General features: G+C 70.5%; 26 protein-coding genes and 1 tRNA gene. 19 read left to right on the plus strand and 8 right to left on the minus strand.

The window, feature by feature from the left end:
* Positions 1-19 precede the first annotated feature (19 nt).
* Positions 20-691 (plus strand): HAD hydrolase-like protein, encoded by a 672-nt coding sequence (locus WBG79_RS10670; RefSeq protein WP_337357086.1) that lies wholly within the window; start codon positions 20-22, stop codon positions 689-691.
* A 22-nt stretch (positions 692-713) separates the two neighbouring features.
* Here WBG79_RS10670 and WBG79_RS10675 read toward each other — a convergent pair whose 3' ends face one another.
* Positions 714-1,466, minus strand: a complete 753-nt coding sequence (locus tag WBG79_RS10675; protein ID WP_337357087.1) for a response regulator — start codon at positions 1,464-1,466, stop codon at positions 714-716.
* A gap of 215 nt (positions 1,467-1,681) precedes the next feature.
* Here WBG79_RS10675 and WBG79_RS10680 point away from each other — a divergent pair, with 215 nt between their 5' ends.
* Positions 1,682-1,960 carry an acylphosphatase gene (locus tag WBG79_RS10680; RefSeq protein ID WP_337357088.1) on the plus strand — a complete coding sequence of 93 codons (279 nt, stop codon included), beginning with the start codon at positions 1,682-1,684 and terminating at the stop codon, positions 1,958-1,960.
* A 9-nt stretch (positions 1,961-1,969) separates the two neighbouring features.
* Here the strand turns inward: WBG79_RS10680 and lipB are convergent, their stop codons facing one another.
* Positions 1,970-2,713: a lipoyl(octanoyl) transferase LipB gene (lipB, locus tag WBG79_RS10685; protein ID WP_337357089.1), complete on the minus strand. Its 744-nt coding sequence runs from the start codon at positions 2,711-2,713 to the stop codon at positions 1,970-1,972.
* A 91-nt stretch (positions 2,714-2,804) separates the two neighbouring features.
* On the opposite strand from lipB, the gene WBG79_RS10690 reads away from it, so the two are divergent.
* Complete coding sequence (locus WBG79_RS10690; RefSeq protein ID WP_337357090.1) at positions 2,805-3,071, plus strand: FliM/FliN family flagellar motor switch protein; 267 nt, start codon at positions 2,805-2,807, stop codon at positions 3,069-3,071.
* A 97-nt stretch (positions 3,072-3,168) separates the two neighbouring features.
* Positions 3,169-3,253 (plus strand) — tRNA-Leu (locus WBG79_RS10695).
* Between the two features lie 130 nt (positions 3,254-3,383).
* Here WBG79_RS10695 and WBG79_RS10700 read toward each other — a convergent pair.
* Positions 3,384-4,202 carry a polysaccharide deacetylase family protein gene (locus WBG79_RS10700; RefSeq protein WP_337357091.1) on the minus strand — a complete coding sequence of 273 codons (819 nt, stop codon included), beginning with the start codon at positions 4,200-4,202 and terminating at the stop codon, positions 3,384-3,386.
* 8 nt (positions 4,203-4,210) lie between these two features.
* A complete protein-coding gene (locus WBG79_RS10705; RefSeq protein WP_337357092.1) occupies positions 4,211-5,677 on the minus strand; it encodes a polysaccharide deacetylase family protein in 1,467 nt (488 codons plus the stop codon).
* Between the two features lie 350 nt (positions 5,678-6,027).
* On the opposite strand from WBG79_RS10705, the gene mgtE reads away from it, so the two are divergent.
* The 6 genes from mgtE (at position 6,028) to WBG79_RS10735 (ending at position 10,535) form a co-directional block, all read left to right on the plus strand.
* Positions 6,028-7,434, plus strand: coding sequence for a magnesium transporter (gene mgtE, locus WBG79_RS10710; RefSeq protein ID WP_337357925.1), 1,407 nt, complete (start codon positions 6,028-6,030; stop codon positions 7,432-7,434).
* Positions 7,435-7,497: 63 nt separating this feature from the next.
* Entirely contained in the window at positions 7,498-7,743 is a 246-nt protein-coding gene (locus tag WBG79_RS10715; RefSeq protein WP_337357093.1) for a type II toxin-antitoxin system CcdA family antitoxin, read from the plus strand.
* Complete coding sequence (locus WBG79_RS10720) at positions 7,740-8,051, plus strand: CcdB family protein (RefSeq protein WP_337357094.1); 312 nt, start codon at positions 7,740-7,742, stop codon at positions 8,049-8,051. Before WBG79_RS10715 ends, WBG79_RS10720 begins: the two co-directional genes overlap by 4 nt.
* A gap of 68 nt (positions 8,052-8,119) precedes the next feature.
* Positions 8,120-8,827 carry a ribonuclease activity regulator RraA gene (locus tag WBG79_RS10725; protein WP_337357095.1) on the plus strand — a complete coding sequence of 236 codons (708 nt, stop codon included), beginning with the start codon at positions 8,120-8,122 and terminating at the stop codon, positions 8,825-8,827.
* A 144-nt stretch (positions 8,828-8,971) separates the two neighbouring features.
* The gene (locus WBG79_RS10730) at positions 8,972-9,592 is read left to right on the plus strand and encodes an ATP-dependent Clp protease proteolytic subunit (RefSeq protein WP_337357096.1); all 621 of its coding nucleotides are present in this window, start codon (positions 8,972-8,974) and stop codon (positions 9,590-9,592) included.
* Positions 9,593-9,734: 142 nt separating this feature from the next.
* A complete protein-coding gene (locus WBG79_RS10735) occupies positions 9,735-10,535 on the plus strand; it encodes a YdcF family protein (protein ID WP_337357097.1) in 801 nt (266 codons plus the stop codon).
* Here WBG79_RS10735 and WBG79_RS10740 read toward each other — a convergent pair whose 3' ends face one another.
* Positions 10,536-11,216 (minus strand): DUF599 domain-containing protein, encoded by a 681-nt coding sequence (locus tag WBG79_RS10740; RefSeq protein WP_337357098.1) that lies wholly within the window; start codon positions 11,214-11,216, stop codon positions 10,536-10,538.
* Positions 11,217-11,336: 120 nt separating this feature from the next.
* Here WBG79_RS10740 and WBG79_RS10745 point away from each other — a divergent pair, with 120 nt between their 5' ends.
* Together WBG79_RS10745 and WBG79_RS10750 are read left to right on the plus strand one after the other, a co-directional pair.
* On the plus strand, positions 11,337-12,143 hold the full coding sequence (locus tag WBG79_RS10745; protein WP_337357099.1) for a nucleotidyltransferase domain-containing protein: 807 nt from the start codon (positions 11,337-11,339) through the stop codon (positions 12,141-12,143).
* Between the two features lie 11 nt (positions 12,144-12,154).
* A complete protein-coding gene (locus WBG79_RS10750) occupies positions 12,155-12,556 on the plus strand; it encodes a rhodanese-like domain-containing protein (RefSeq protein ID WP_337357100.1) in 402 nt (133 codons plus the stop codon).
* On the opposite strand, the gene WBG79_RS10755 is transcribed toward WBG79_RS10750, so the two are convergent.
* Positions 12,507-13,586 carry a glycosyltransferase family 2 protein gene (locus tag WBG79_RS10755; protein ID WP_337357101.1) on the minus strand — a complete coding sequence of 360 codons (1,080 nt, stop codon included), beginning with the start codon at positions 13,584-13,586 and terminating at the stop codon, positions 12,507-12,509. The two genes, WBG79_RS10750 and WBG79_RS10755, sit on opposite strands and share 50 nt — an antisense overlap.
* 142 nt (positions 13,587-13,728) lie before the next feature.
* Here WBG79_RS10755 and WBG79_RS10760 point away from each other — a divergent pair, with 142 nt between their 5' ends.
* From WBG79_RS10760 to WBG79_RS10780, 5 genes are all read left to right on the plus strand, one after another.
* Positions 13,729-14,376, plus strand: coding sequence for a glutathione S-transferase family protein (locus tag WBG79_RS10760; RefSeq protein ID WP_337357102.1), 648 nt, complete (start codon positions 13,729-13,731; stop codon positions 14,374-14,376).
* Positions 14,377-14,433: 57 nt separating this feature from the next.
* The gene (locus WBG79_RS10765; protein WP_337357103.1) at positions 14,434-15,489 is read left to right on the plus strand and encodes a hypothetical protein; all 1,056 of its coding nucleotides are present in this window, start codon (positions 14,434-14,436) and stop codon (positions 15,487-15,489) included.
* Positions 15,486-16,547 (plus strand): hypothetical protein, encoded by a 1,062-nt coding sequence (locus WBG79_RS10770; protein ID WP_337357104.1) that lies wholly within the window; start codon positions 15,486-15,488, stop codon positions 16,545-16,547. Before WBG79_RS10765 ends, WBG79_RS10770 begins: the two co-directional genes overlap by 4 nt.
* Positions 16,548-16,644: 97 nt before the next feature.
* On the plus strand, positions 16,645-17,076 hold the full coding sequence (locus WBG79_RS10775) for a DUF1489 family protein (RefSeq protein WP_337357105.1): 432 nt from the start codon (positions 16,645-16,647) through the stop codon (positions 17,074-17,076).
* A 93-nt stretch (positions 17,077-17,169) separates the two neighbouring features.
* Positions 17,170-17,550 (plus strand): hypothetical protein, encoded by a 381-nt coding sequence (locus tag WBG79_RS10780; protein WP_337357106.1) that lies wholly within the window; start codon positions 17,170-17,172, stop codon positions 17,548-17,550.
* A gap of 70 nt (positions 17,551-17,620) precedes the next feature.
* On the opposite strand, the gene panC is transcribed toward WBG79_RS10780, so the two are convergent.
* Positions 17,621-18,487, minus strand: a complete 867-nt coding sequence (gene panC, locus WBG79_RS10785) for a pantoate--beta-alanine ligase (RefSeq protein WP_337357107.1) — start codon at positions 18,485-18,487, stop codon at positions 17,621-17,623.
* Positions 18,488-18,649: 162 nt separating this feature from the next.
* On the opposite strand from panC, the gene WBG79_RS10790 reads away from it, so the two are divergent.
* Together WBG79_RS10790 and WBG79_RS10795 are read left to right on the plus strand one after the other, a co-directional pair.
* A complete protein-coding gene (locus WBG79_RS10790) occupies positions 18,650-19,408 on the plus strand; it encodes a VWA domain-containing protein (RefSeq protein ID WP_337357108.1) in 759 nt (252 codons plus the stop codon).
* The gene (locus tag WBG79_RS10795; protein WP_337357109.1) at positions 19,405-20,136 is read left to right on the plus strand and encodes a DnaJ domain-containing protein; all 732 of its coding nucleotides are present in this window, start codon (positions 19,405-19,407) and stop codon (positions 20,134-20,136) included. Before WBG79_RS10790 ends, WBG79_RS10795 begins: the two co-directional genes overlap by 4 nt.
* On the opposite strand, the gene WBG79_RS10800 is transcribed toward WBG79_RS10795, so the two are convergent.
* Positions 20,130-21,638, minus strand: a complete 1,509-nt coding sequence (locus WBG79_RS10800) for an SPOR domain-containing protein (protein ID WP_337357110.1) — start codon at positions 21,636-21,638, stop codon at positions 20,130-20,132. The genes WBG79_RS10795 and WBG79_RS10800 overlap by 7 nt on opposite strands.
* Positions 21,639-22,150: the final 512 nt, after the last annotated feature.

The following is a 22,150-nucleotide window of genomic DNA, read 5'->3' on the forward strand; positions in this document are numbered from 1 at the left end:
AGCCCCGACGAGCCGCGCGATGCCCCGTCTGAACGACCGCCCCCTCCGGGCCCTGCTCGTCGACCTCGACGGCACCCTGACCGACCCCTTCGACGGGATCACCCGGTCGCTGCGCCATGCCATGCAGGCGCTCGACCGCCCGCTGCCCGAGGCCGAGGACCTCTCCTGGGCGATCGGCCCTCCGCTCCTTGAGAACATGCGCCGGCTGATGCCCGAGGCCGACGAGGCGACCCTCTGGGCCGGGGTCGCCGCCTATCGCGAGCGGTACGGCCGGATCGGCAAGCTGGAGAACGCCGTCTACGCCGGCATCCCCGAGGCGCTGGACGCGCTGCGCGCAGCCGGGCTGGCCCTCCACCTCGCCACCTCGAAGCTCGAGCCGCACGCTCGGGACATCCTGGAGCACTTCGGCCTCGCCCCCCGCTTCGCCTCCGTGCACGGCTCCAAGCCGGACGGCAGCCACGCCGTGAAGGCGGAGCTCATCGCCCACATCCTGGAGGCCGAGGGGCTCGACGCCGGCGCCGTCGCCATGTTGGGCGACCGCAAGCACGATGTCATCGGGGCGGGCCGCCATGGCATCCCGACCATTGGCGTCGCCTGGGGCTATGGCGGTCCTGCGGAACTCGCGGAGGCCGGAGCGGCTCTGATCGTCGACGACCCGGCGGCCCTGGTCGCCGCGCTCGTCGCCCCCTGAGGGCGCCGGACCGGGCGGCGGGTCAGAGGTAGAACGGCTCCGGCACGCCCCGCAGCCTTCGGATGCAGGCGTCGAGCGCATCCGGGAAGAAGGGCTTTTTCAGGTAGCCGTCGCGTCCCACGGCCGCCGACCGCCTTTCGATGGTCGTCTCGTCCTCGCTCGACACGATGATGACCTTCGTGTCGGGAGAGATGCCACGGATGCGTCTCAGCGTGGCGGTTCCGTCCAGGCCGGGCATGTTCAGGTCCAGCACGACGATGTCGAACCGGGACTTGTTGAATTGCGCCAGCGCGAATTGCCCGTTGCTCGCCTCGCGCGACTCGTTCGGGAATGCGCTACGCGACAGGACCTTGAGGATCACCTTCCGGGTCGCCGCCGAATCGTCGACGACCAGGACCCGGATCGGCTTGCCCAGGACGGACTGCACCTCCATGAGACGGCCGAGGTCATCCGCCCGGATCGGACCCGACACGATGTCGTAGCCCCTGAGTGCCCTCAGGACCTCGACGTCACGGGCTCCGGGCGCACGGCATAGGCCGACCAGGACGCCGCTCGGGTCCTCGGCCCTGAGTGCGGCCACCGGGTCGAGGTTGCCGAGCGAGGTGTCGACCATGATCATGTCGAAGCTCTCGCGAGCGATCGCCTCGGCGAGCATTCTGGAGTCCCGGGCCTCGACCAACTGCAGCGGCCGCCCCCGGCGCCGTCCATACTCGGTCAAGGCGCCTCTGACGTCGGCGGCTTCGCTCGGGTCGGCGACGAGGACACTCAAGGTCAAGGGCCGGACCCATGGACCGTCGCCTAAGCCTCGCGCTTTTTGACTTGGTTCCATGCGCAAGTTCATTCGATGAGAGATTGTGAAATATACTAACATGAATGAATAAAAGAACAGGGTATTGCGAATGACAGCAAGATCTATTCGAGGAAAACCGATATGTGAATACGTAAATGCAAACATTGTATGGAGGATGCATGAAATCCGGGAAGCATGAGATGGCAGCATCGAGGCGTGTCGTCGTGGTCGGACGCGTCCAGGGCGTGGGGTACAGGGAATGGACCCGCAGGACAGCATCTCGGCTCGGCGTTTCGGGCTGGGTGCGGAACCGCCGGGACGGCAGTGTCGAGGCTCTCCTCTCCGGGGAGGCGTCCGCCATCGAACGGATGCTGGAGGCGATGCGCGCGGGCCCGCCCGCGGCCTGCGTCGACGGCCTGACGTCCGAGCCCTCGGACGGCGACGGCCGGATCGGCTTCGACATCCTGCCGACCCATTGAGCCAGGCGTTCAGCGCGCCGTCGGGCCGAAGAGGAGCTCGAACTCCTCGCGCAGGATCATGTCCACCTCGGGCATCGAGACCGGAATGCCGAGGTCGGCGAGGCTGGTCACGCCGTAGCCCCGGATCCCGCAGGGCACGATGCCCGAGAAATGCTCCAGGTCCGGATCGACGTTCAGGCTGATGCCGTGGAAGGTGACCCACTTGCGGATCCGGATCCCGATCGCCGCGATCTTGTCCTCCGCGGCCACGCCCGGGGCGATCTCCGCCTTGTCCGGCCGCGGCACCCAGACCCCGACGCGGTCCTCCCGCCGGAAGCCCCGGACGTGGAACCGCCACAGGACCGCGATGATCCACGCCTCCAGGGTGGCGACGTAGAGGCGGACGTCCTGCCGCCGTCGCCGGAGGTCCAGCATCACGTAGGCCACCCGCTGGCCGGGCCCGTGATAGGTGAACTCGCCCCCGCGTCCGGTCCGGTGGACGGGGAAGCGCCCCGGGGTGACGAGGTCCTCCTCGCGCGCGCTGGTGCCGGCGGTGTAGAGGGGCGGGTGCTCGAGGAGCCACACCTGTTCCGGCGCGCCGTCCGCGATGGCTTGCGCGCTGCGCTCCATCTCCGCCGTGGCGTCCTCATACGCGACCGGCCCGTCGCTGACCCGCCAGGCGACCGGCGCGCCCGGGACGGACGGATGGAGCCCCGGCGTCGTCAGGCCCGTGCCGCGGACGGGCAGGGGGCTCGCTGCGGTCTCGTTTACCATTCGCTAACCATGCCGCTGCAAGGTCGTGGACATCGGACCCGGCCCGGGCTCGCGGCCGCGGCCCCCGGACGGGCAGCGCAGGGAACACGAGATGACGCCTTTCGACAATATCTCCATCGACATCTCGGTGCAGCTCGGCACGACCCTGATCCCGATCCACCAGCTCCTGCGCATGGGCCGCGGTGCGGTGATCGAGCTCGATGCCACCGAGCACGAGGAGGTGCAGATTCTGGCCAACAACGTGCCGGTCGCCACGGGCCAGGTGGTGCTGAAGGGCGACCGCATCGGCGTGTCGATCACCGAGGTCCTGTTCCGCTCGCCCACCATGCGCCCCAAGGAAACCGTGCGCCGGCTGTGAACTCCCGGCCCCGGGCATACTTAGGGCTTGCCCCCGGGAATCCCATTTGTTAGAGAGGCGCCACCTCGGGGCCGCCCGGCTCCAACGAGGTGCACGAGCGGTCGTGGCGGAATTGGTAGACGCGCTAGCTTGAGGTGCTAGTGGGTAACACCGTGGAGGTTCGAGTCCTCTCGACCGCACCATTCCTCCCTCGCCCCGGGGCCCTGGCCCGACGGGACGGGTGGCGGAAGCCCGAGGCGGCAGCCGGCCCGTGAGCGCCGAGGTACGCGCCTTCCGACGAGACCCCCGATAGAGAGTGGTTCGAACGGAAGCTTAGCCCGCCTTGTGCGGAGCGGGCACGATGTGCACGACCTTGTAGCCGCGCTCCTTGAGCGCGCGCAGGAGCGGCGCGACCATGCCGGCCGTGTGGGCATGCGTGTCGTGCAGCAGCAGGATGCCCCCGCCGCGCTTGTCGAGCCGCCCCAGAACCTGGGCGAGCAGGGCCGAGGACGTGGTCGGGTTCCAGTCGGAGCCCCACAGGTCGGCGCCGAACACCCCAACGTCCATGCCCTTCAGCCAATCGGAAAGGGCCGGCGTGGGCGCGAAGCCGGGGAACCGGAAGAACGGCGTGGCCGGCCGGGCGCCGCTTCGGCCGAGCAGGATCCGGTCGACCGTCTGCCAGCCCGATTCGATGTCGGCACGGCCCGCCTCGAAGCCGAGCGTCGTCATCACCGGATGCGTCATGGAGTGGTGCGCGACCGTATGCCCCGCCGCCTCGATGCGCCGCAACTGATCGGGGTGGCTGGCCGCCTGCCGGCCGACCACGAAGAAGGTCGCCTTCACGCATTCCGCCTCGAGGGCTGCAAGGACGGCGTCCGTGGTCCTGCCCGCCGGCCCGTCGTCGAAGGTCAGCACGACCTCCTTGGGGCCGAGCGGAAGCGTTCCGGGATAGCTCTTGGTGCCGACAAACAGGCCGCCCGCCGTGTCGACCGGAAGGGTCCGGGCGGTCCCGAGCGCGTCCTCGCGACAGGTGGCCGCGGAGGCCGACGGTCCGGCCGATAGCGCCGCCGCGAAGGCGAGGACAGCGAGCGCGGTCGGGGCACCACGAAAAAGGGCTCCCGCACGCGAGAGCCCCGTATGCGTCGGTCTCACGGCTGCGGTCACCACAGGCCGATGGCCGAACCGAAGCCCCGGAAGGCACCGGCCGTGGAGGCGAACCAGCCCTCGTCCGACGGCGCGGACGATGTCGGCGCCGCGCTCGTCACCGCCTTGACGGCGTTGGAATCGTAGGCCGGAAGCGGCTCGGAGGTGGTCCTGCCGGTGCGGCCCTGGGCGTTCTCGGCCAGCTGCCGACCCGCGTCGAAACCCGCCACCGTCCGCTCGGCCACCGGCGCCGCCGTCGGCTGCGGGATGACGCCCGCCACCGAATGCCCCGACAACGCCGGCGGCTTCTCCTTCGGCACCAGGTGCACGACCTTGTAGCCGCGCGCCTTTAGCTCGCGCAGGAGCTGCGGCATCATGGTCGCGGTCGAATCCTTGGTATCATGCAACAGCAGGATGCCCGAGTTGCCGGCCCGATCGAGGTCCTTGAGCGCGAACTCCATCACCTTAGGCGCGTCGTAGCCGCGCACCCAGTCGTTGCCCGTCGCATCCGCCGCGAACACGCCGATGTTGAGCCCGTTCAGCCACTCGTTGATCGTCCGGGAATTGAAGAGGCCCGGATAGCGGAAGAACGGCGTCGCCGGCTTGTCCCCGGCCTGCCCGTAAAGAATCGTGTCGACCGTCCGCCAGCCCGACGTGATGTTGTCCTTAGCCCAGTCGAGTGGCCGCTTCACCATGTCCAGCGGATGCGTCATGGTGTGGTAGCCGATGGTGTGGCCGGCGGCCGCGACGCGGCGCAGCTCTTCCGGATAGGCCTTCGCCATCTGGCCGACGATGAAATACGTGGCCTTCACGCATTCCTTCTGGAGGGCTTGCAGCACCCGCTCCGTGTTCCGCGGCACCGGGCCGTCGTCGAAGGTCAGCACGACCTCCTTCGGCTCCAGCGGCAGCTTGCCGGAGTAGAGCTGGCCGAGATAGAGGCCGTCCTTGGTGTCGACCTCCAGCACGCGCGACACGCCGAGCGCGTCCGGGTTCGTGCAAGCCTCCGCATAGGGCTTCGAGACATGCTCGTGCACCGGCGGCACCGGCTGTGCCGTCTTGGCCGCGATGGCCGCCGCGAGGCGCGCCGAGGCGGGCACCTTCTGGGCGGGCGATACGGTCTTGGCTGGCTTCGTGCCGGCGGCCGGCGCCGGGGCACCCGGAGCGGCGGCCTGCCGGACCGGGGCGGGCTTCGCCGGCTTCGGCTTCTGCGGTGTCGCCGACCCGGTCGTGGCCGGCGCCGTCTGCACCGGAGGCGCGGCCTGGGCGGCCGCGGGCTTCGCCGGCGTGCCGATCGGCTTGGGCGGGATCGGCGTCTCGGCGGTCGCCTGGCGAACCGGCGCGGCCTGGGGCTGGGCGGGCGCGAGCGACAGCGGGGCCGTCTGCGCGAGCGCGCCGGCACCCGCGACGCCGGTCGCCACGGCGGCGCCGACCGCGATCCCGAGTGACAGCGAACGCCGCCGGCCCCGTCCCGATGAATGACGCATACGCTGCTCCCCCGCCGGGACCCCCCGGCCTCCAGCCTCGACGCACGGCCTCTTCCGTGCCGTCAAGACCCAGTCATCATGGACTGCTCTTCTACCGGAATCTTGTCGATTCTGCGATAGAGGAGCGCTGAGCTTCCATTAACCACAATAGGCGTCCAATCCTGACCGCGCGGTTAACGGCGGTCCAGGCGCGATCAGGAGGTTCACCGGAATTGCGGCCGATTGTGCTTTTTTCTCCACGCGATACCGGATAGACCTCGTGCGGGTCCGAGGCGCGCCGCTCCGGCCCGTCCCGCCCATCGCGAAACCCGGTTCCTTCCCGAGGCGAGGCCCCCGTGAGCCTTGACGAGATGCGAGACCTGCCGGGCGAGGCCGCCCCCGTCGCCGTCGTCCCCGAGCCCCGGGACGAGGACGGCAACCTTCGGCACGACTTCGTCGAGGCTGTCCGCGCGGCCATCGAGGCCGAGGACGTGACGCGCCTGAAGGCCTTGGCCGGCGACCTCTACGAGGCCGACCTCGGCGACCTCGTCGAGGCCCTGGAGCCCGACCTCCGGCCCGAACTCGTCCGACTGCTCGGCGCCGACTTCGACTTCTCCGCCCTCCTCGAGATGGACGAGGGCGTCCGCGTCCGCCTGATCGAGGACCTCCCGCCCGAGACGGTCGCCGAGGGCGTCCGCGAGCTCGAATCGGACGACGCCGTCTACATCCTCGAGGACCTGGACGCGGAGGAGCAGGAGGCGATCCTCGACCAGATCCCGATGGCCGAGCGCCTCCAGCTGGAGCGCAGCCTCGACTATCCGGAGGAATCCGCCGGCCGTCTGATGCAGACGGACTTCATCGCGGTCCCGCCCTTCTGGACCGTCGGCCAGACCATCGACTACTGCCGCGAGACGGACGACCTCCCGGACGACTTCTACGAGATCTACGTCGTCGACCCGACCTTCAAGCTGGTCGGCTCCGTTCCGCTCGACCGTCTCCTCAGGGCCAAGCGCCCCGTGAAGATCGCCGAGCTCGCCACCGAGGAACTCCTGACCGTCGAGGCGACCGAGGACCGCGAGGAGGTCGCCCGTCTCTTCGAGCTCTACAACCTCATCGCGCTGCCCGTCGTCGACGGCTCCGGCCGCCTCGTCGGCGTGGTCACGGTCGACGACGTCGTCGACGTCGTCCGCGAGGAGGCGGAGGAGGACCTGCGCGCCCTCGCCGGCGTGGGCGACGAGGAGATTTCGGACACGGTCGTCGACATCGCGCGCGGCCGCTTCTGGTGGCTCCTCGTCAATCTCGGGACGGCCTTCCTGGCCGCCTCCGTGATCGGTCTCTTCGAAGGCACGATCGCCCAGATCGTCACCCTCGCGGCGCTCGCCCCGATCGTCGCCAGCCAGGGCGGCAACGCGGCCACCCAGACCATGACCGTCTCCGTCCGCGCCATCGCGACCCGCGAGGTCGGCCGTCTGAACCTCGTCCGCTTCGTCATGCGCGAGGTGCTCGTGGCGGTCCTGAACGGCCTCGCCTTCGCTCTGATCGTGGGGGTCGCCGTCTTCGCCTGGTTCCAGAACCCCGGCCTCGGCCTGGTGATCGCCGGCGCCATGGTGGCGAACCTGATCGCCGGGGGCCTCGCCGGCGTCCTGGTCCCGATCGTCGTCGACAAGCTCGACGGGGACCCGGCCGTCGTCTCCGGCGTCTTCGTCACGACGGTGACCGACTGCGTCGGCTTCTTCGCCTTCCTCGGCCTCGCCACCTGGTGGTTCGGGCTGGGATAGGTGGCGACGGCTGAATTTGTGCGGGGAGGCGAGTCTGGCCTACAGTTGCCGAACGAGGATCCCATGAACGCGAAGCGAAAACGAGTGATCACCATCGAGGTCGACGAGGATCTGGCTGCGAGGCTGGAGGCGGCGGGCGAGACCGTACCGGGCTTCCTGGACCGGCAGTTGCGGCGCTACGTTCCGCCTATGGCCGATCCTGACGCGTCTCGAAGGTGGGCCGAGGAGAACCGTGACGCCCTCGAGGCTCACGAGCGGTTCATCGAGAGATACGGCGTCTTCTCGGAAGCGATGTCGAAGTTCCGATGAGACAGTTCGAAGTCTTTCCGAATCCCGACAAGAACACAGAGGAAGTGATCCCGTACGTCGTAGTCCTTCGACACGACCGATTTGCCGACATCCCTCTCGTCCTGATTGCTCCGCTGATCGACTTCCGTGAAAGGCGACCCTATCCCGAATTGTGCCCTGTCGTAACCATAGCCGGTCGCGTCTGTTTCGTGGCGATCACCGACATGGCGTCGATTTCGCCAAGACATCTCGGCCGTCCGGTCGCTTTTATCCAGGCCGAGCACGAGCGCATCCTCCGGGCTCTGGACCTGTTGATCTGCGGCTTCTGACGAGCTTGTCCTTGCTTTGGCGGCTGCGACGGGGCACTGGTCGGCCGACGTCCATCGGGAGCCCACCCATGCCTCTCTCCGCCGAACTCAAGTCCGCCCTCATGCAGGTCTCGACCGCGACGGTCACCACGGTGCTCCTGAAGAAGGGCATACGCCGGAGCTACATGCGCGGTCCGATGCCCTACGCGGGCGGCGAGACCAAGATCATCGGCGAGGCCTTCACGCTGCGCTTCGTGCCCATGCGCGAGGACCTGGCGACCCCGGAGAGTTGGGCCTCGCCGACCTCCACCCGCGCAGCCATCGAGGCGATGCCCGAGGGCTGCATCGCGGTCGCCGACGCGATGGGCGTGCGCGACGCCGGCATCTTCGGCGACATCCTGGCCGAGCGCATGAAGGTCCGGGGCGTCACCGGCCTCGTCACCGACGGGGTCATGCGGGACGGCGCCGGGGTCAAGTCCACCCACCTGCCGATCTGGTGCGCGGGCGTCGCCGCCCCGGCCTCGGTCGCCGGCCTGACCTTCGTCGGCTGGGATCAGCCCATCGCCTGCGGCGGCACGGCCGTCTTCCCCGGCGACGTCATCATGGCCGACGGCGACGGCGTCGTGGTCATCCCCAAGGCGCTCGTCGAGCCGGTCGCGGAGGCCGGCCTCGAGCAGGAGTTGTTCGAGGGCTGGGCCCACATGGAGGTCCGCAACGGCGCCGCGCTGCCCGGCCTCTATCCGCCCAACGACGAGACCAAGGCCCGCTACGCCGCCTGGCGCGCCAAGCGCGGCTGAGCCGGGCCGGAGAGGCGCGGACCGGCATTTGCCGCCGCCCTCGGCTTCCCTTAAGACTTGTCCGCTATACGGGGTCGACAGGGCGCGCTCGCGTGCCTACATGCTGGGTCCGACCTTCCCGTCGCTTGCCACCGGATGCCGAGAATGATCCTGACGCCGAAGACCTACTGGTACACCCGCATGGACGACGAGGAAGAGGAGGAGAAGACCAAGACTCCCCAGTCCGTCCCCGTCGACAAGCACCTCTTCGAGGCGCGCAACGTCCTGATCACGGGCACCATCACGCAGGAACTGGCCCGCGACGTCGCCGCCCGGCTGCTGGCGCTGAGCCACGTCAGCAAGGCACCGATCAACGTCATCGTCTGCTCGCCCGGCGGCCACGTCGAATCGGGCGACATGATCCACGACATGATCCGCTTCATCGCGGCCCCGGTCCGCATGATCGGCGTCGGCTGGGTCGCCTCGGCGGGCGCGCTGATCTACATCTCGGTGCCGAAGGAGCGGCGCTTCTGCCTGCCCAACACGCGCTTCCTCCTGCACCAGCCGTCCGGCGGCGCCGGCGGTCCGGCCACCGACATCGAGATCCAGGCCCGCGAGATCATCAAGATGCGCGATCGCCTGAACAGGATGTTCTCCGACGCGACCGGCCAGCCGATCCCGAAGGTCGAGCGCGACACGGACCGCGACTACTGGATGGGCCCCGACGAAGCGATCGCGTACGGGCTCGTCAACAAGATCATCAACTCGGTCGACGACCTCGTCTGAGGTCGGGCCGAAGGCGGCTTCAGGGGGCGCCGGCCGGCGACGGCTCGGCGCCCTTGTCATGTCCCGCGGTCGGGCGCCGCCCTGAGGCGGCCGGTGCTGCGGGACGGCAACGGACCCGAAAGACCGGACCCGCGCGCGCCCCATGTTCTTCGTCCTCTCCAAGATCGGCTTTTTCCTCGTCCGTCCGGTCCACCTGCTGATCGCGCTTCTGGCCGTCGGCGCGGTCCTGGAACGCACCCGCCTCGCGAAGGCGGGGCGCCGCATGGTGGCCGCGTCGGCCGTTCTCTTCGTCGTGCTCGGCTTCACCCCGCTCGCCGACATGGGCCTCTCCGTCATCGAGGACCGCTTCCCGGCGCCTGGCCGCCTCGATCCGCCGCCGGACGGCATCGTGGTGCTCGGCGGGGCCCTCGACGTCCGCCTCAACGCCGCCCGCAAGGGCTTCGTCGCCCTGAACGAATCGGCCGAGCGCATGACCGAGGTCGCCGCCCTGGCGCGGCTCTACCCCGAGGCGAAGATCGTCTTCACCGGCGGCAGCGACGAGATCTTCCCCGGCGAGCTGACCGAGGCGGAAGCCGCGCGCACCCTCTTCGAGAGCTTCGGCATCCCCGCCTCCCGCATCGTCCTCGAGGACCAGTCGCGCAACACCTGGGAGAACGGCGTCTTCACCCGCCGCATCGTCGACCCGAAGCCCGGTCAGCGCTGGCTCCTGGTCACCTCGGCCTGGCACATGCCCCGCTCCGTCGGCATCTTCCGCAAGGCCGGCTGGACCGGCATCGTCGCCTATCCGGTCGACTACCGGACGCGCACGACCGGGACGCTCCCCTGGCTGCCGAACCGGGCGCTCGACATGTTCCTGAACCTCGAGCTCCTCGCCAAGGAGACGATCGGGATGGCCGTCTACTGGATGACAGGCCGCTCCGACGCGCTCTTCCCGGCCCCTTGATCAGCCCTCCGCGGCTGCCTTGGCGCGCGACAGGTACTGCCGGCGCAAGAGGACGAGCAGGATGAAGGTCGTCGTGCCGATCAGCACCCAGGCGTTCACGAACCAACCCAGGAACGCGATCGAGAAGAAGAAGGCGCGCAGGCCCCAGTTGAAGTGGCGCGCCGCGATGATCTGCATGTCCGCGGCCCGCGCGGCCGCCTTCTCCGCCGCCGCCTGGTCGGCGAAGGGCGGCAGCGGCACGGCCCCGATCAGGATCGCGGAATAGTTGAAGAGCCGGTAGGCCCAGCCGAACTTGAAGAAGGCGTAGCCGTAGATGGCCGCCAGGATCAGCACCTTCAGCTCGATCTCCTCCCGCCTCGGCCCGACGTGGATGGGCAGGTCCCGGAACACCTCGACCAGCCGGTCCGCCTGGCTGAGCAGCGTGAAGGCGGCACCGATGGCGATGAGCGAAGTGGAGGCGAAGAACGCGGTCCCGTTCTGCAGCGAGCCCATGATCTGGGTGTCGATGATCCGCACCTCGCGCTTCAGCATCTCCCGCATCCAGGCCCGCCGGTGCTCCTCCATGGCCCGCGTCAGCGACGACCGGCCGTAGGGGCTCGAATCGGTCAGCCATCCGAAGCCGAGCCAGGCGGCGGAGAACCAGAGGAGGGCGATGAGGTCGAGATGGCCGAGGTCGAACATGCCGGCGAGAGTGGCAGCGCCCGCGCCGGGAGGGAAGGGCGGGGCTGCGGGGTTCGCGTTGCCACGAGCCGCGGCCCCCGGCATTGTGCGCCGACCCGTTCCCCGCACCGGCCGAATGCCATGTCCGCCGCCGCCCCCTATGCCGATGTCGAGCCCGATGAGATCCGGGACCGTCTCGCCGCCGTCGCGGCCGAGGAGGACGCGCGCGTCCTGCTGGCGGTCGAGTCCGGCAGCCGGGCCTGGGGCTTCGCCTCACCCGACAGCGACTGGGACACCCGCTTCGTCTACACGCGGCCGCTCCGGGCCTATCTGAGCCTCGATCCGCCCCGCGACGTCGTCGAACGGCCGCTCGACGCCCGTGGCATCGACCTCGCGGGCTGGGACGTCCGCAAGGCCCTGGTCCTGCTCCTCGCCTCCAATCCGACCCTGCTGGAGTGGCTGCACTCGCCGATCGCCTATGTGGATGACGGCCGCTTCCGGCCCGCGGCGCTCGACCTCTTCGCCCGCTTCGCCTCCCGCCGCGCGCTCGCCCACCACTATCGCTCCATCGCCCGGACCCATTGGAGCCGCAGCCTGGCGACCGGCGAGGAGGTCCGGCTGAGGCGCTATTTCTACGTCGTGCGCTCCGTGGCCGCGCTCGCCTGGGTCGCCGCCGGGCGCGACCTGCCGCCCATGAACCTCTTCGAGCTCCTCGACGGCTCGGACCTGCCCGCAGACGTCCGCCGGGACCTCGACGACCTGCTGGCGCTCAAGACGTCGCTGCCCGAGTTCGGCGACGGGCCGCGCCGGCCGGCGCTCGACCGCTACATCCTGGACGTCGTCGAGCGGGTCGACCCCGCCGCGATCGACGACCGCGCCGAACTGCGCCCGGCCTTCAGGGCCGAGGCCGACACGTTGTTCCGCACCCTGATCGGCTTCGAGGACTGAGGGAGGCACCCATGCCGCAACGAATCACAACCGGTTACAAGGCCTTGCTGGAGACCGCCGAGCGCGAGGTCGAGACCCTGTCGGTGGACGAGGCCGCCGCGCTCGCTGGCCGCGACGACGTGGTCTTCGTGGACCTGCGCGACCCGCGTGAGCTCGAGCGCGAGGGCCGCATGCCGGGCGCGTTCCATTGCCCGCGCGGCATGCTCGAGTTCTGGATCGACCCGGCGAGCCCCTATCACAAGCCGGTCTTCGCCGAGGACAAGCGCTTCGTCTTCTTCTGTGCCGGCGGCTGGCGCTCGGCGCTCGCGGCGAAGACCGCCAAGGACATGGGGCTGACCCCGGTCGCCCACGTGGCCGGCGGCTTCACGGCGTGGAAGAAGGCCGGCCGTCCGGTCGAGGGCGCAAAGGGCTGACCGCGGCCTCCTGAGCCACGGCGCCGATCCGTTGCAGGTAGCCCGAGCGGAGGTCGGGCCGGTCGCGGAAGATGCGGGCTTTCCGCCGCAACGGCCGCAGCCGGGCCGAGAGATCGCAAAGCCGGCAGAGTGCGACACTCACGAACCCGCGGACCGTCGTGCGGCGCCGCAGCGCCTCCAGGCGACGCATCTCGTCGCGGACGCCCGCCGCCCGGTGGGCGGCGACCTCGAGTCGGACCCGATTCAGATCGTGGGCGGCGAAGTATCTGTTCGAATCCTCGTGCAGAGTCGCGGGGTCGCCGTGGGGTACCAAGGCCCAGCCGCGGGCCATCTTGGCGTCGAGTTCGCGCCGGGACTTGACCGCGTAATGGAACACCGCCCCGCCGCCGTAGCGAACCGCCTCGGTCTTCGCGGTCCTCCGATCGAGCCGGACCGGGGTCCCGTCGGCATGAACGACCAGGCCCTCCCGCACCGGCGGACGATGCAGGTGGATGGCGCGGATCGCCCGGGTTCTGGTCGCCGACTTGATCGAACGGTTGACCTCGTCCCGCTCGTCCCCGGCATGGAGGAAACGCTCGATCACGAGGCCCTCGCCCGGTTCCTTGCGCCCGGAACTGCCGAAGCAGCGCCAGTTGAAGACGACCTGGGAGACGTCCGGCGCGACCCTGTCGAGGAAGGCACCGACCGGCTCCGCGCCGTCCAGGACCAGGAACTCGTCGAGGTCCAGGAAGACGACCCAGTCGCTTCGTGCCATGGCGAGGGCGCTCGCATAGGCATGGAACTGCGGGCCGATGTCCGGTGGATCCGGTTGGCGGCGCAACTCGACGACGCCGGCCCTGGCGAGACCGGCGAGCAGCGCGGGACCCTCGTCGGTGCTGCCATTGTCGAACAGGATGATGCGTTCGAAGCCGGCGAGCCGGTGGAAGGCGATCCACTCGAGGAGATACGGGGCCTCGTTCTTGAAGCAGGTCGCGAGCGTGCAGGAGGCCATGGATACCGAAAGGGTTGGTCGCTCCCGCATCGTAGACATGACCTAGCGGAATATCCAAACCTCGCTTGCGGGTCACGACCGGTGAGCGCAGCTGATGGACGGGTTCACGCTTTCGCGTTGGACGGATCCGACAAGCCTGTGGGATCGTTGAGTTCGTCGACCCATTCGCCTGAGGAACCCCATGCAGCTCGTCATCGCCAACAAGGCCTATTCGTCCTGGTCGCTCCGGCCCTGGCTGGTGGCCCGGCATTTCGGCATCCCCTTCGAGGAGGTCCAGGTCCTCCTGGACCAGCCCGACACGTCCGAGCAGATCCGCAAGTACTCGCCCTCGGGCCGGGTGCCCTGCCTGATCGACGGCGATACGGCGATCTGGGAGTCCCTCGCCATCATCGAGTATCTGGCCGAGTCGGCCGCCGACAAGGCGATCTGGCCGGAGGACCGGCAGGCGCGGGCCGTCGCCCGCGCGATCTCCTGTGAGATGCACGCCGGTTTCCAGGCCCTCCGCTCCGCCTGCCCGATGAACCTCAAGAAGCGCTTCGCCTATCGCGACTGGGGCCGTCCGGCCGCCGAGGACGCCCTGCGCATCGTCGACCTCTGGCGCGACGCCCGCAGCCGGTTCGGCGCCGGCGGGCCGTTCCTGTTCGGCGCCTTCAGCGCCGCGGACGCCATGTACGCCCCCGTCGTGACGCGCTTCGACACCTACGGCTGGCCGGTCGAGCCGGATACGCGCTCCTACATGGACGCCGTGCTGGCCCTGCCGGCCTTCGTGGAATGGCGGGCCGTGGCCGAGAAGGAGCCCTGGATCGTCCCCTCGGACGAGATCGAGTGAGACGATCCGACCGGGACCGGGCTTCCCCTGGGGCCGCACCTTGCCTATGACGACGCCATGAAGCGTCTGATCCTGCACATCGGCAGCCCGAAGGCCGGTTCCACGAGCCTGCAGCGGTTCCTGACGGCGAACCGGCCGGTCCTCGCCCGGATCGGCGTCGACTACCCGGACCTGCCGGGCGACGAGAGCCCGCCCCACTGGCTGCGCCAGGCCTTCGAGGCCGACGAGGCGGACGCCCGCGCCGCCTTGGACGCCCTGGGCGCGGCGATCCGGGGCGCCAGGGGCGACGTCGTCGTCCTGTCCAGCGAGGGGCTCTCCGGCATCGCCGAGGCCCATGCGCCGGCCGAACGCATTCGTCGCCTGGCCGAGAGCGAGTGGAAGGTCGCCGTCGACGTGGTCGCCTTCGTGCGGCCGCAGCACCTCTTCCTGAACTCTTCCTACGCCCAGCACGTGAAGACGCTGGTGACCGCCGATCGCTTCCGTCCCTTCCTGCGCCGCATGATCAACGACCGCCGCTTCGACGTCGGACGCGTCTACGGCCCCTGGCACGCGGCGTTCGGCCCGCGCTTCCACGCCATCCCCTTCACGGCGCGCGAGCTCGCCCGGGGGCTGGAGCGCCGCTTCTTCGACGAGGTCGGGCTCGGCGCCCGCCTCTCGGGCCTGAACGACCTGGAGCCCGCCGCGCCCTCCAACCCGAGCCCGGGTCCGATCGCCGTGGAGGTCCATCGTCGCGTCGCCGCGGCGGGCGGCCGGGCGCGTTTCGGCCCGCGCCTGCGCCAGGCGCGCACCTACCTGCACCGCCGGGGTGTCGCGCTCGGCTGGGACCGCGAGCGCTTCTCGGGCCTCGACGGCGACGTGGTCGAGGCGGTGCGCGGGGCCTTCCGCCAGCGCAACGAGGCCTTCGCCATGCGCCACTGGGCGCGGCCCTGGGAGACTGTCTTCGCGGCCGACTACGACCGCGCCTTCGCGTCGAACGAATACGACCTCGACGCCGTTGATCCGGAGCGCGAGAAGGAGATCGCCTCGGCGGCCGGCGAGGTCCTCGCGCTCTACGCCGCGCCCGACACGCTGGCCGACCGGATCGGCCGGCTCATCCGCAGGGTGGTGCGGTGAAACGCCTGGTGGTGCATATCGGCAATCCCAAGACGGGCTCCACGAGCCTGCAGAACTGGCTCGCCCAGCACCGCGACCGCCTGGCCGAGGCCGGCTTCGCCGTTCCGGTCATCAATCCGCGCATGGACGCGACCGGCCACCGCGGCCTGGCCCTTGCGCTCGAGGGCGCCGCCGACCGGGACGCCGCCGAGAACTTGGTCGGCCGCCTGGAGGCGACCCTCGCGTCCACGCCCTGCGATACCGTCCTGGTCACCGCCGAGAGGCTGCAGGGGGCGGACCCGCGCGCGCGTGTCCCCGACCGCATCGCCGGGATCGCCGCCCGGCACGGCTTCCGCCCGCTCGTCATCGCCTTCGTCCGGCCCCAGCCGGCCTATCTCAATTCCTTCTACGCCCACGATGTGCGCCGGCTCTTCACCCCGCTGCGCTTCCGCCCCTGGGTCGAACGCGCCATGACGGACCGGCGCTACGACTACGATCGGCACTACCGCCAGTGGACCGACCGGCCGGACATGGACTTCGTGCCTGTCCCCTTCACGGGTGCGGAACTGGCCGTCGGCCTCGAGCGCCGCTTCCTCATGGCCGCGGGCCTGTCCGACCGCCTGGAGATGCTGGCCGACCTTCCCTCCGCGACCAGCGCCAACGAGGCTCCGGGCCCGCTCACCGTGGAGGTCTACCGCCGGATCGCCGCCCGCTCCGGGCGCAGCCGCATCGGCGAGGCCTACCCGGATGCCCGCCGCGTCATCCAGGCGGAGACCGACCGCCTCGGCTGGAACCGCTCGCGCTTCTCGGGCCTCGACCCTGATCTCGCTGCCCGCATCGAGGCCCGCTTCGAGGCCGGAAACCGCGCCTTCGCCGAGCGTCACTGGGGCCGATCGTGGTCGGAGGTCTTCGCCCGCGACAGGATCCGCCCGCCGAGCCGCAACGAGGTGGACCCCGAAACCCTCGACCCCCGCTACGGCGCCGAGATCGAGGACCTCGCGGAAAGCATCCTGGAACGCTTCGGCCGTCCGGAGCGGATGGTCGAGCGGCTGCGCCGGGCGCTGCGCCGCGGCGGCTAGGGCCTCGCCGCAGCGGACCGGACCGCCCCGGCGGGACGGTGGACAAGTCGGCGCCGCCCCGTTGACGGCGGCCGGCCCTTGGCGCTTTCTCGCAGCCATGACCCTGCACCTCATCAAGCTCTGCGTGGGCTGCGACAGCGTCCAGGACCTCACCGACTGGGTCGACGAGCGCCTGGCCGACCGCCGCCGCCGCGGCCTGGAGCCGGTCCACGTCCACCGCACCCGGCAGATGCCGAAGCGCCGGGACGACATCCTGGACGGCGGGTCCCTCTATTGGGTCATCAAGGGCTCGATCATGGTGCGCGAGCCCATCCTGGACCTCCGGGCCGTCACCGACGAGGCCGGCGTCCCCCATTGCGACATCGTCCTCTCCGGCGAATTCCACGGCGTCGAGCCCCGCCGCTGCCGCCCCTTCCAGGGCTGGCGCTACCTCGATCCCAAGGAAGCCCCTCACGACCTCCGCTCCGCCGGCGCCCGCGACCTGCCCCCGGAGTTCGTCAAGGAACTCGCCCTTCTCGGCCTGCTCTGAGCCAGCCATCCGAGGACAGGGCGGGCACCGCCGGTATACGCCCGGCGCTCTGCACGCTATGCTGCGCCCCAACATCCACGGGAACGCCCACCGGTGACACGGCGCCTTGCCTGCCTTCTCGCTGCCGCCTCATGGCTCCTGCCGGCCGTACCGGCAATGGCCCAGTGCGTGCCGGCGTCCGTGGCGCGCAACAACCCGGCCTTCTCGTCCACCGCCGCGACCGGCGCCCGCGACGCCTGCGCGCCGAAGCCCCAGGCCCGCGCCAAGCCGAAGCCGGCGCGACCCGAGGAAAGGACCGTCTCCGGTCTGGATCTCATGGAAAAGGAAGGCGCCGCCAAGGCCCCGACCGTGACCCGCGACGCCGAGGGGCGGACGGTGACCCGCGTCGGCGACACGGAGATCCGCTTCGGCGGCTATGTCCGCACCGACGTGATCGTGAGCTCCGGTAGTGGCCGCTACCTCAAGTCCCGCTGAAGCCGCCCTGCGGAAGTGACTCGCCGGATTCGCGAATCGATCCGGCGCCAGGGCCAACACCGGCCCCGCTTCACACCGCGCAATTGTCGATCAGCCGCGTGCGGCCGAGCCAGGCGGCGGCCAGCACCCGCTGCGGCCCGTTGCCGGGCGGTCCGAGGGTCGCCGCGTCGCGCACCTCGATGTAGTCGATCTTGCCGAAGCCGACCGCCCCGAGGCGCGTCTGCGCCCGGTCGATCGCCCGCTCCACCGGCCCGCCGGTGCGCGCCGATTCGGCGACGTCCCGCAGGACCTGGTGCAGCACGGGCGCCCGGGAGCGCTCGCGCGGGTCGAGATAGGCGTTGCGGGACGACATGGCGAGCCCGTCCTTCTCGCGCACCGTCGGCGCACCGACGATCTCGACCGGCATGCCGAGGTCGCGGACGATCTGACGGACCACGCAGAGCTGCTGGTAGTCCTTCTCGCCGAAGACGGCGACGTCCGGCCCGCAGGCGTTGAGGAGCTTCGTCACCACGGTGGCGACACCCTCGAAGAAGTGGGGGCGGAAGTCCGTCTCGAGCCCGACCGCCGCCCCGCCGGTGACGACCTTGGTCGAGAAGTCCGGCGGATACATCTCGCCCACGAGTGGTGCGAAGACGAGGTCCGTCCCGAGCAGTTCCAGGAGCTCCAGGTCGCGCGCCTCGGAGCGCGGGTAGGTCTTGAAGTCCTCGTTCGGCCCGAACTGGGTCGGGTTGACGAAGATCGAGACCACCACCCGGTCCGCGCGCTCGTAGCCGATCCGGACGAGCGAAAGGTGCCCGTCGTGCAGCGCGCCCATGGTCGGAACCATCGCGACCCGCTCACCCGACCGCCGCCAGTGCCCGACCCTCGCCCTGAGCTCGGCCACGGTGCGCACCACCTCGGGGCGCCCGTCCGCCGCCCCCGTTTCGATCGCAGACATTCCGCTTCCCCCCGGGCTTCGGTCCGCGGCGCGCGGCCAGCCTCCCCGGCGCGGCGCCCAACGTCGAGGGAAACGGGTGAGATCGGGCTTTTCCAAGGCGGGGCCCGGTGCCATGTATGGGGGCGGGTCCCGCGTCAGGCGGGGCAGGGAGAGGCCGCGAGGATGAAGGACGGATCCGCCCGGGGAGGCGAGGCAGGCGCGGTCACCGGGCGGGGCGACGCGGGCGTCGCGCCGCGCTCCGGGAATGGCGAGATCGAGGCCTTCCTGGACTCGGTCGCCCGGACGGTTCCCGCCGCCGGCGCCGGCCGCCTGATCTTCGCCCTCGATGCGACCATGAGCCGCCAGCCGACCTGGGACCTGGCCACCGAGCTCCAGGCCGAGATGTTCGACGAGGCCCTGAAGGCCGGCGGCCTCGCCGTCAGCCTCGTCTATTTCCGCGGTCTCGGCGAATGCCGGGCGAGCCGCTGGGTCTCCGATTCGGCTGCCCTCAAGTCCATGATGGCCCGGATCGACTGCCGCGCCGGCCACACCCAGATCGGCCGGGTGCTGACCCACGCGGTGGAGACCGCCCGCGAGAACCGGGTCGCAGCGCTCGTCTATGTCGGCGACGCCATGGAGGAGAACCCGGACGACCTCGCCGCGGCCGCCGGCGAACTGGCGCTCCTCGGCGTCCGCACCTTCCTGTTCCAGGAGGGGCACGATCCGGTCGCCGAGCGCACCTTCCGCGAGATCGCCCGGGTCACCGGCGGCGCGCATGTCCGCTTCGAGCCGGGGGCGGCGCGCAGGCTCGGCGAGCTGTTGCGCGCGGTCGCCGCCTACGCGGCCGGCGGCCTGAAGGCGCTGACGGCGCTCTCCGGCCGGGGCGGGGAGGGCGCGCGGCTGCTCATCGCCGCGATGCCGGGCGGGGGAGGGGCGCGGTGAACGCGGTCTTCCTCGGCGCCGCCGTGCTCATCGCGGTCCTCTTCGCCGCAAAGGGCTTCACGGCGGCCAACCCGGCCTCCCTGGCGAAGTCGCTGAGGACGGTCTTCGGCCTGTCCCTGATGATCTTCGCCGCCTTCATGGCGTTGACCGGGCGCTGGGCCGTCGCCATCCCGATCGCCATGTTCGCCCTGCCGATCTTGGCGCCGAACCTGTTGCGCGGCCGCGGCTTCCCGGGCCTCGGCACCGCCGGCCCGAACCGCGGGCGGAAGTCGACGGTGCGCTCCGCCGCCCTCGAGATGGAGCTCGACCACGACAGCGGGATCATGAGCGGACGCGTGCTGGCCGGCACCTTCGAGGGCCGCGACCTGGCGCGCATGTCGATCGCCGACCTGAAGCGGCTCTGGCGCGAGATCCGGGAGGATGCCGAGAGCCGCGCCCTGCTAGAGGCGTATATGGACCGCCGGGACGCCTTCTGGCGTGAAGACCTGGACGGCGACACGGCAGCGGGGCATGGCCGCCCGCCGGCTCCTGGCGCGATGACAGAGCAGGAGGCTTACCAGATTCTTGGCCTTCAGCCCGGGGCCGGGGAGGCGGAAATCCGGGACGCGCACCGGCGCCTCATGAAGGCGGTCCACCCCGACCGCGGGGGCTCCACCTTTCTTGCCGCGAAAATCAACGAAGCCAAGGACAGACTCATCGGGAAGCATAGAACGCGCTCCAATCACTGACGTACGGCAAGGCAGGAAAAGTCTTTGCGCTTCAGGGTCGCGCAGGCGGCGTTGGCGGTCGCCTGGTCGGAGAAGCCCGCAAACCGCGCGCGGTAGAGCGTCGTGCCGCCCTTCGAGACGGCCTCCGTCACCGGCTCCCGGCCGGACAGGACCCGACCGGCCTCGCCGCGAGCCTTGGAGAGGATCGCGCGAGCATCCGCCTCGCGGTCGACCGCCGCGATCTGGATCATCCAGCCCTTGTGGTCGTCCGTCCTGGCCGGCTCCGCCTCGCGCTCGACGGCTTTCTCGGTCTTGCGCTCGGCGGTCGACTGGGTGGTGACCGGATCCGCGAAGGCCGTGGTCCGTCCCCGGCCCGGAATGCCGGCCGGCGGCACGAGCACGCCCGCCGACACCGTCTTCTGCGGCAGCTCGAGCACCGGAACCGCGGGCGCCACGGGTGCGGGCGGCACCGGCATGGAGACCGTCTGCACCTTGCGGACCGCCGGCGCAGGCTCCGGCTCGATCGGGACCGGGGGCGCGAAGGCCGAGGCGGCGGCCACCCTGGCGACCGCGGGGGGAACGATGGAGAGCGGCTCGCCGGTCGCGCGGCCCTGGTCGGGCAGCAGGATGGCTTTCGCCATGGCGACAGCCGCTCCGCGCTCCACCGGCTTCTCGTCGGGACGCGGCAGCTCCGTGGCGACGGCGGCCGAGGCCGGCCGGCGCGCGGCCGACGGGGCCTCTTCCTTCGGGCCGTTGTCGAGCACCGCGTAGGTCTTCGCCCCGCGGCTCGCCTCGGGCAGGTAGGTCTCGATCAACTGGACCATGTGGGCGTCGCGGGCCCGGCCGGTCGGCCCGCCCATGACGGCCGCCACGATCGTGCGCCCGTCGCGCTTCACCGAGCTGACCAGGTTGAAGCCGGAGGCCGCGGTGTAGCCGGTCTTGATGCCGTCGACGCCCTCGACGCGGCCGAGAAGCTTGTTGTGATTGGCGTGCACCGACCCGCGCCACGCGAAGGCGCGGGTGGAAAAGAGCCGGTAATAGTCCGGGAAGCGGTCCTGCAGCGCCATGCCGAGCGTGACCATGTCGCGCGCGGTCGTCGTCTGCGCCGGATTGGGCAGGCCGTTCGGGTTGCGGAAGACCGAGTTCGTCATGCCGATCCGCTGGGCCGTCCGGGTCATGCGCGCCGCGAAGGCCTCGACGGACCCCGAGACGTTCTCGGCGATCACCACGGCGGCGTCGTTGGCGGACTTGGTCACCAGCGCCCGGATCGCGTCGCCGACCTCGATGGTCTCGCCGGGACGCAGCCCGAGCTTGGAGGGCGCCTGGGAGGCGGCCAGGGGCGAGACCTCGAGCGGCGTCGACATGGTCATCCGACCGCGCTCGAGTTCCTCGAACAGGACGTAGAGCGTCATCATCTTGGTGAGCGACGCCGGGAAGCGCTGCCCGTCGGGATTGCGGGCGAAGAGCACCTTGCCGGTCTTGGCGTCGACCACGATCGCGGCATAGCGCCCCGATTCCGACATGCTCGAGGACCGCTCGGCCGGCTCGGCCGACCTCGCCTTGCGGCGATACCGGGCCGCATCGGCCTCGAAGGACGTGAAGCAAACGACAACCGCCGCGAGAGCCGCCGCGACGACGCGGCCTCGCCCGAAGAGACTTTGACTCGACACAGCCCGAATGTCCCCGGTTCGCCGCGGCCTCGGATCGCTCCGCTGCCGCCCGCACCCCACCGACGGCGCCCCGCGGGCGCCCGACTTCCCATCCGGCTTCGCTTTTTCCGGCGGCCGACGGTGGATGCGAAGGTCTCGCGAGGCCACGTCCGGCGCGTCGGGCGGGCGTTGCCGGCCGTCCACGGTCCCTAGAATGCGGTCGACTGGGTTGAGGAAGCGTAAACTATCGGGCTGCGGCCACGCTCATGCTGCGATGCAGAATTCACTTGACGCAATGCGATGGCGTCGCTATTGTGCACCGCAACATGAACCTTGCGCCGAGAACGCGCGGTCATGAGCCGGATGGCCCCGCCGCGCACCGATGG

The sequence above is a fragment of the Prosthecomicrobium sp. N25 genome, assembly GCF_037203705.1.
Taxonomy (GTDB): Bacteria; Pseudomonadota; Alphaproteobacteria; order Rhizobiales; family Ancalomicrobiaceae; genus Prosthecodimorpha.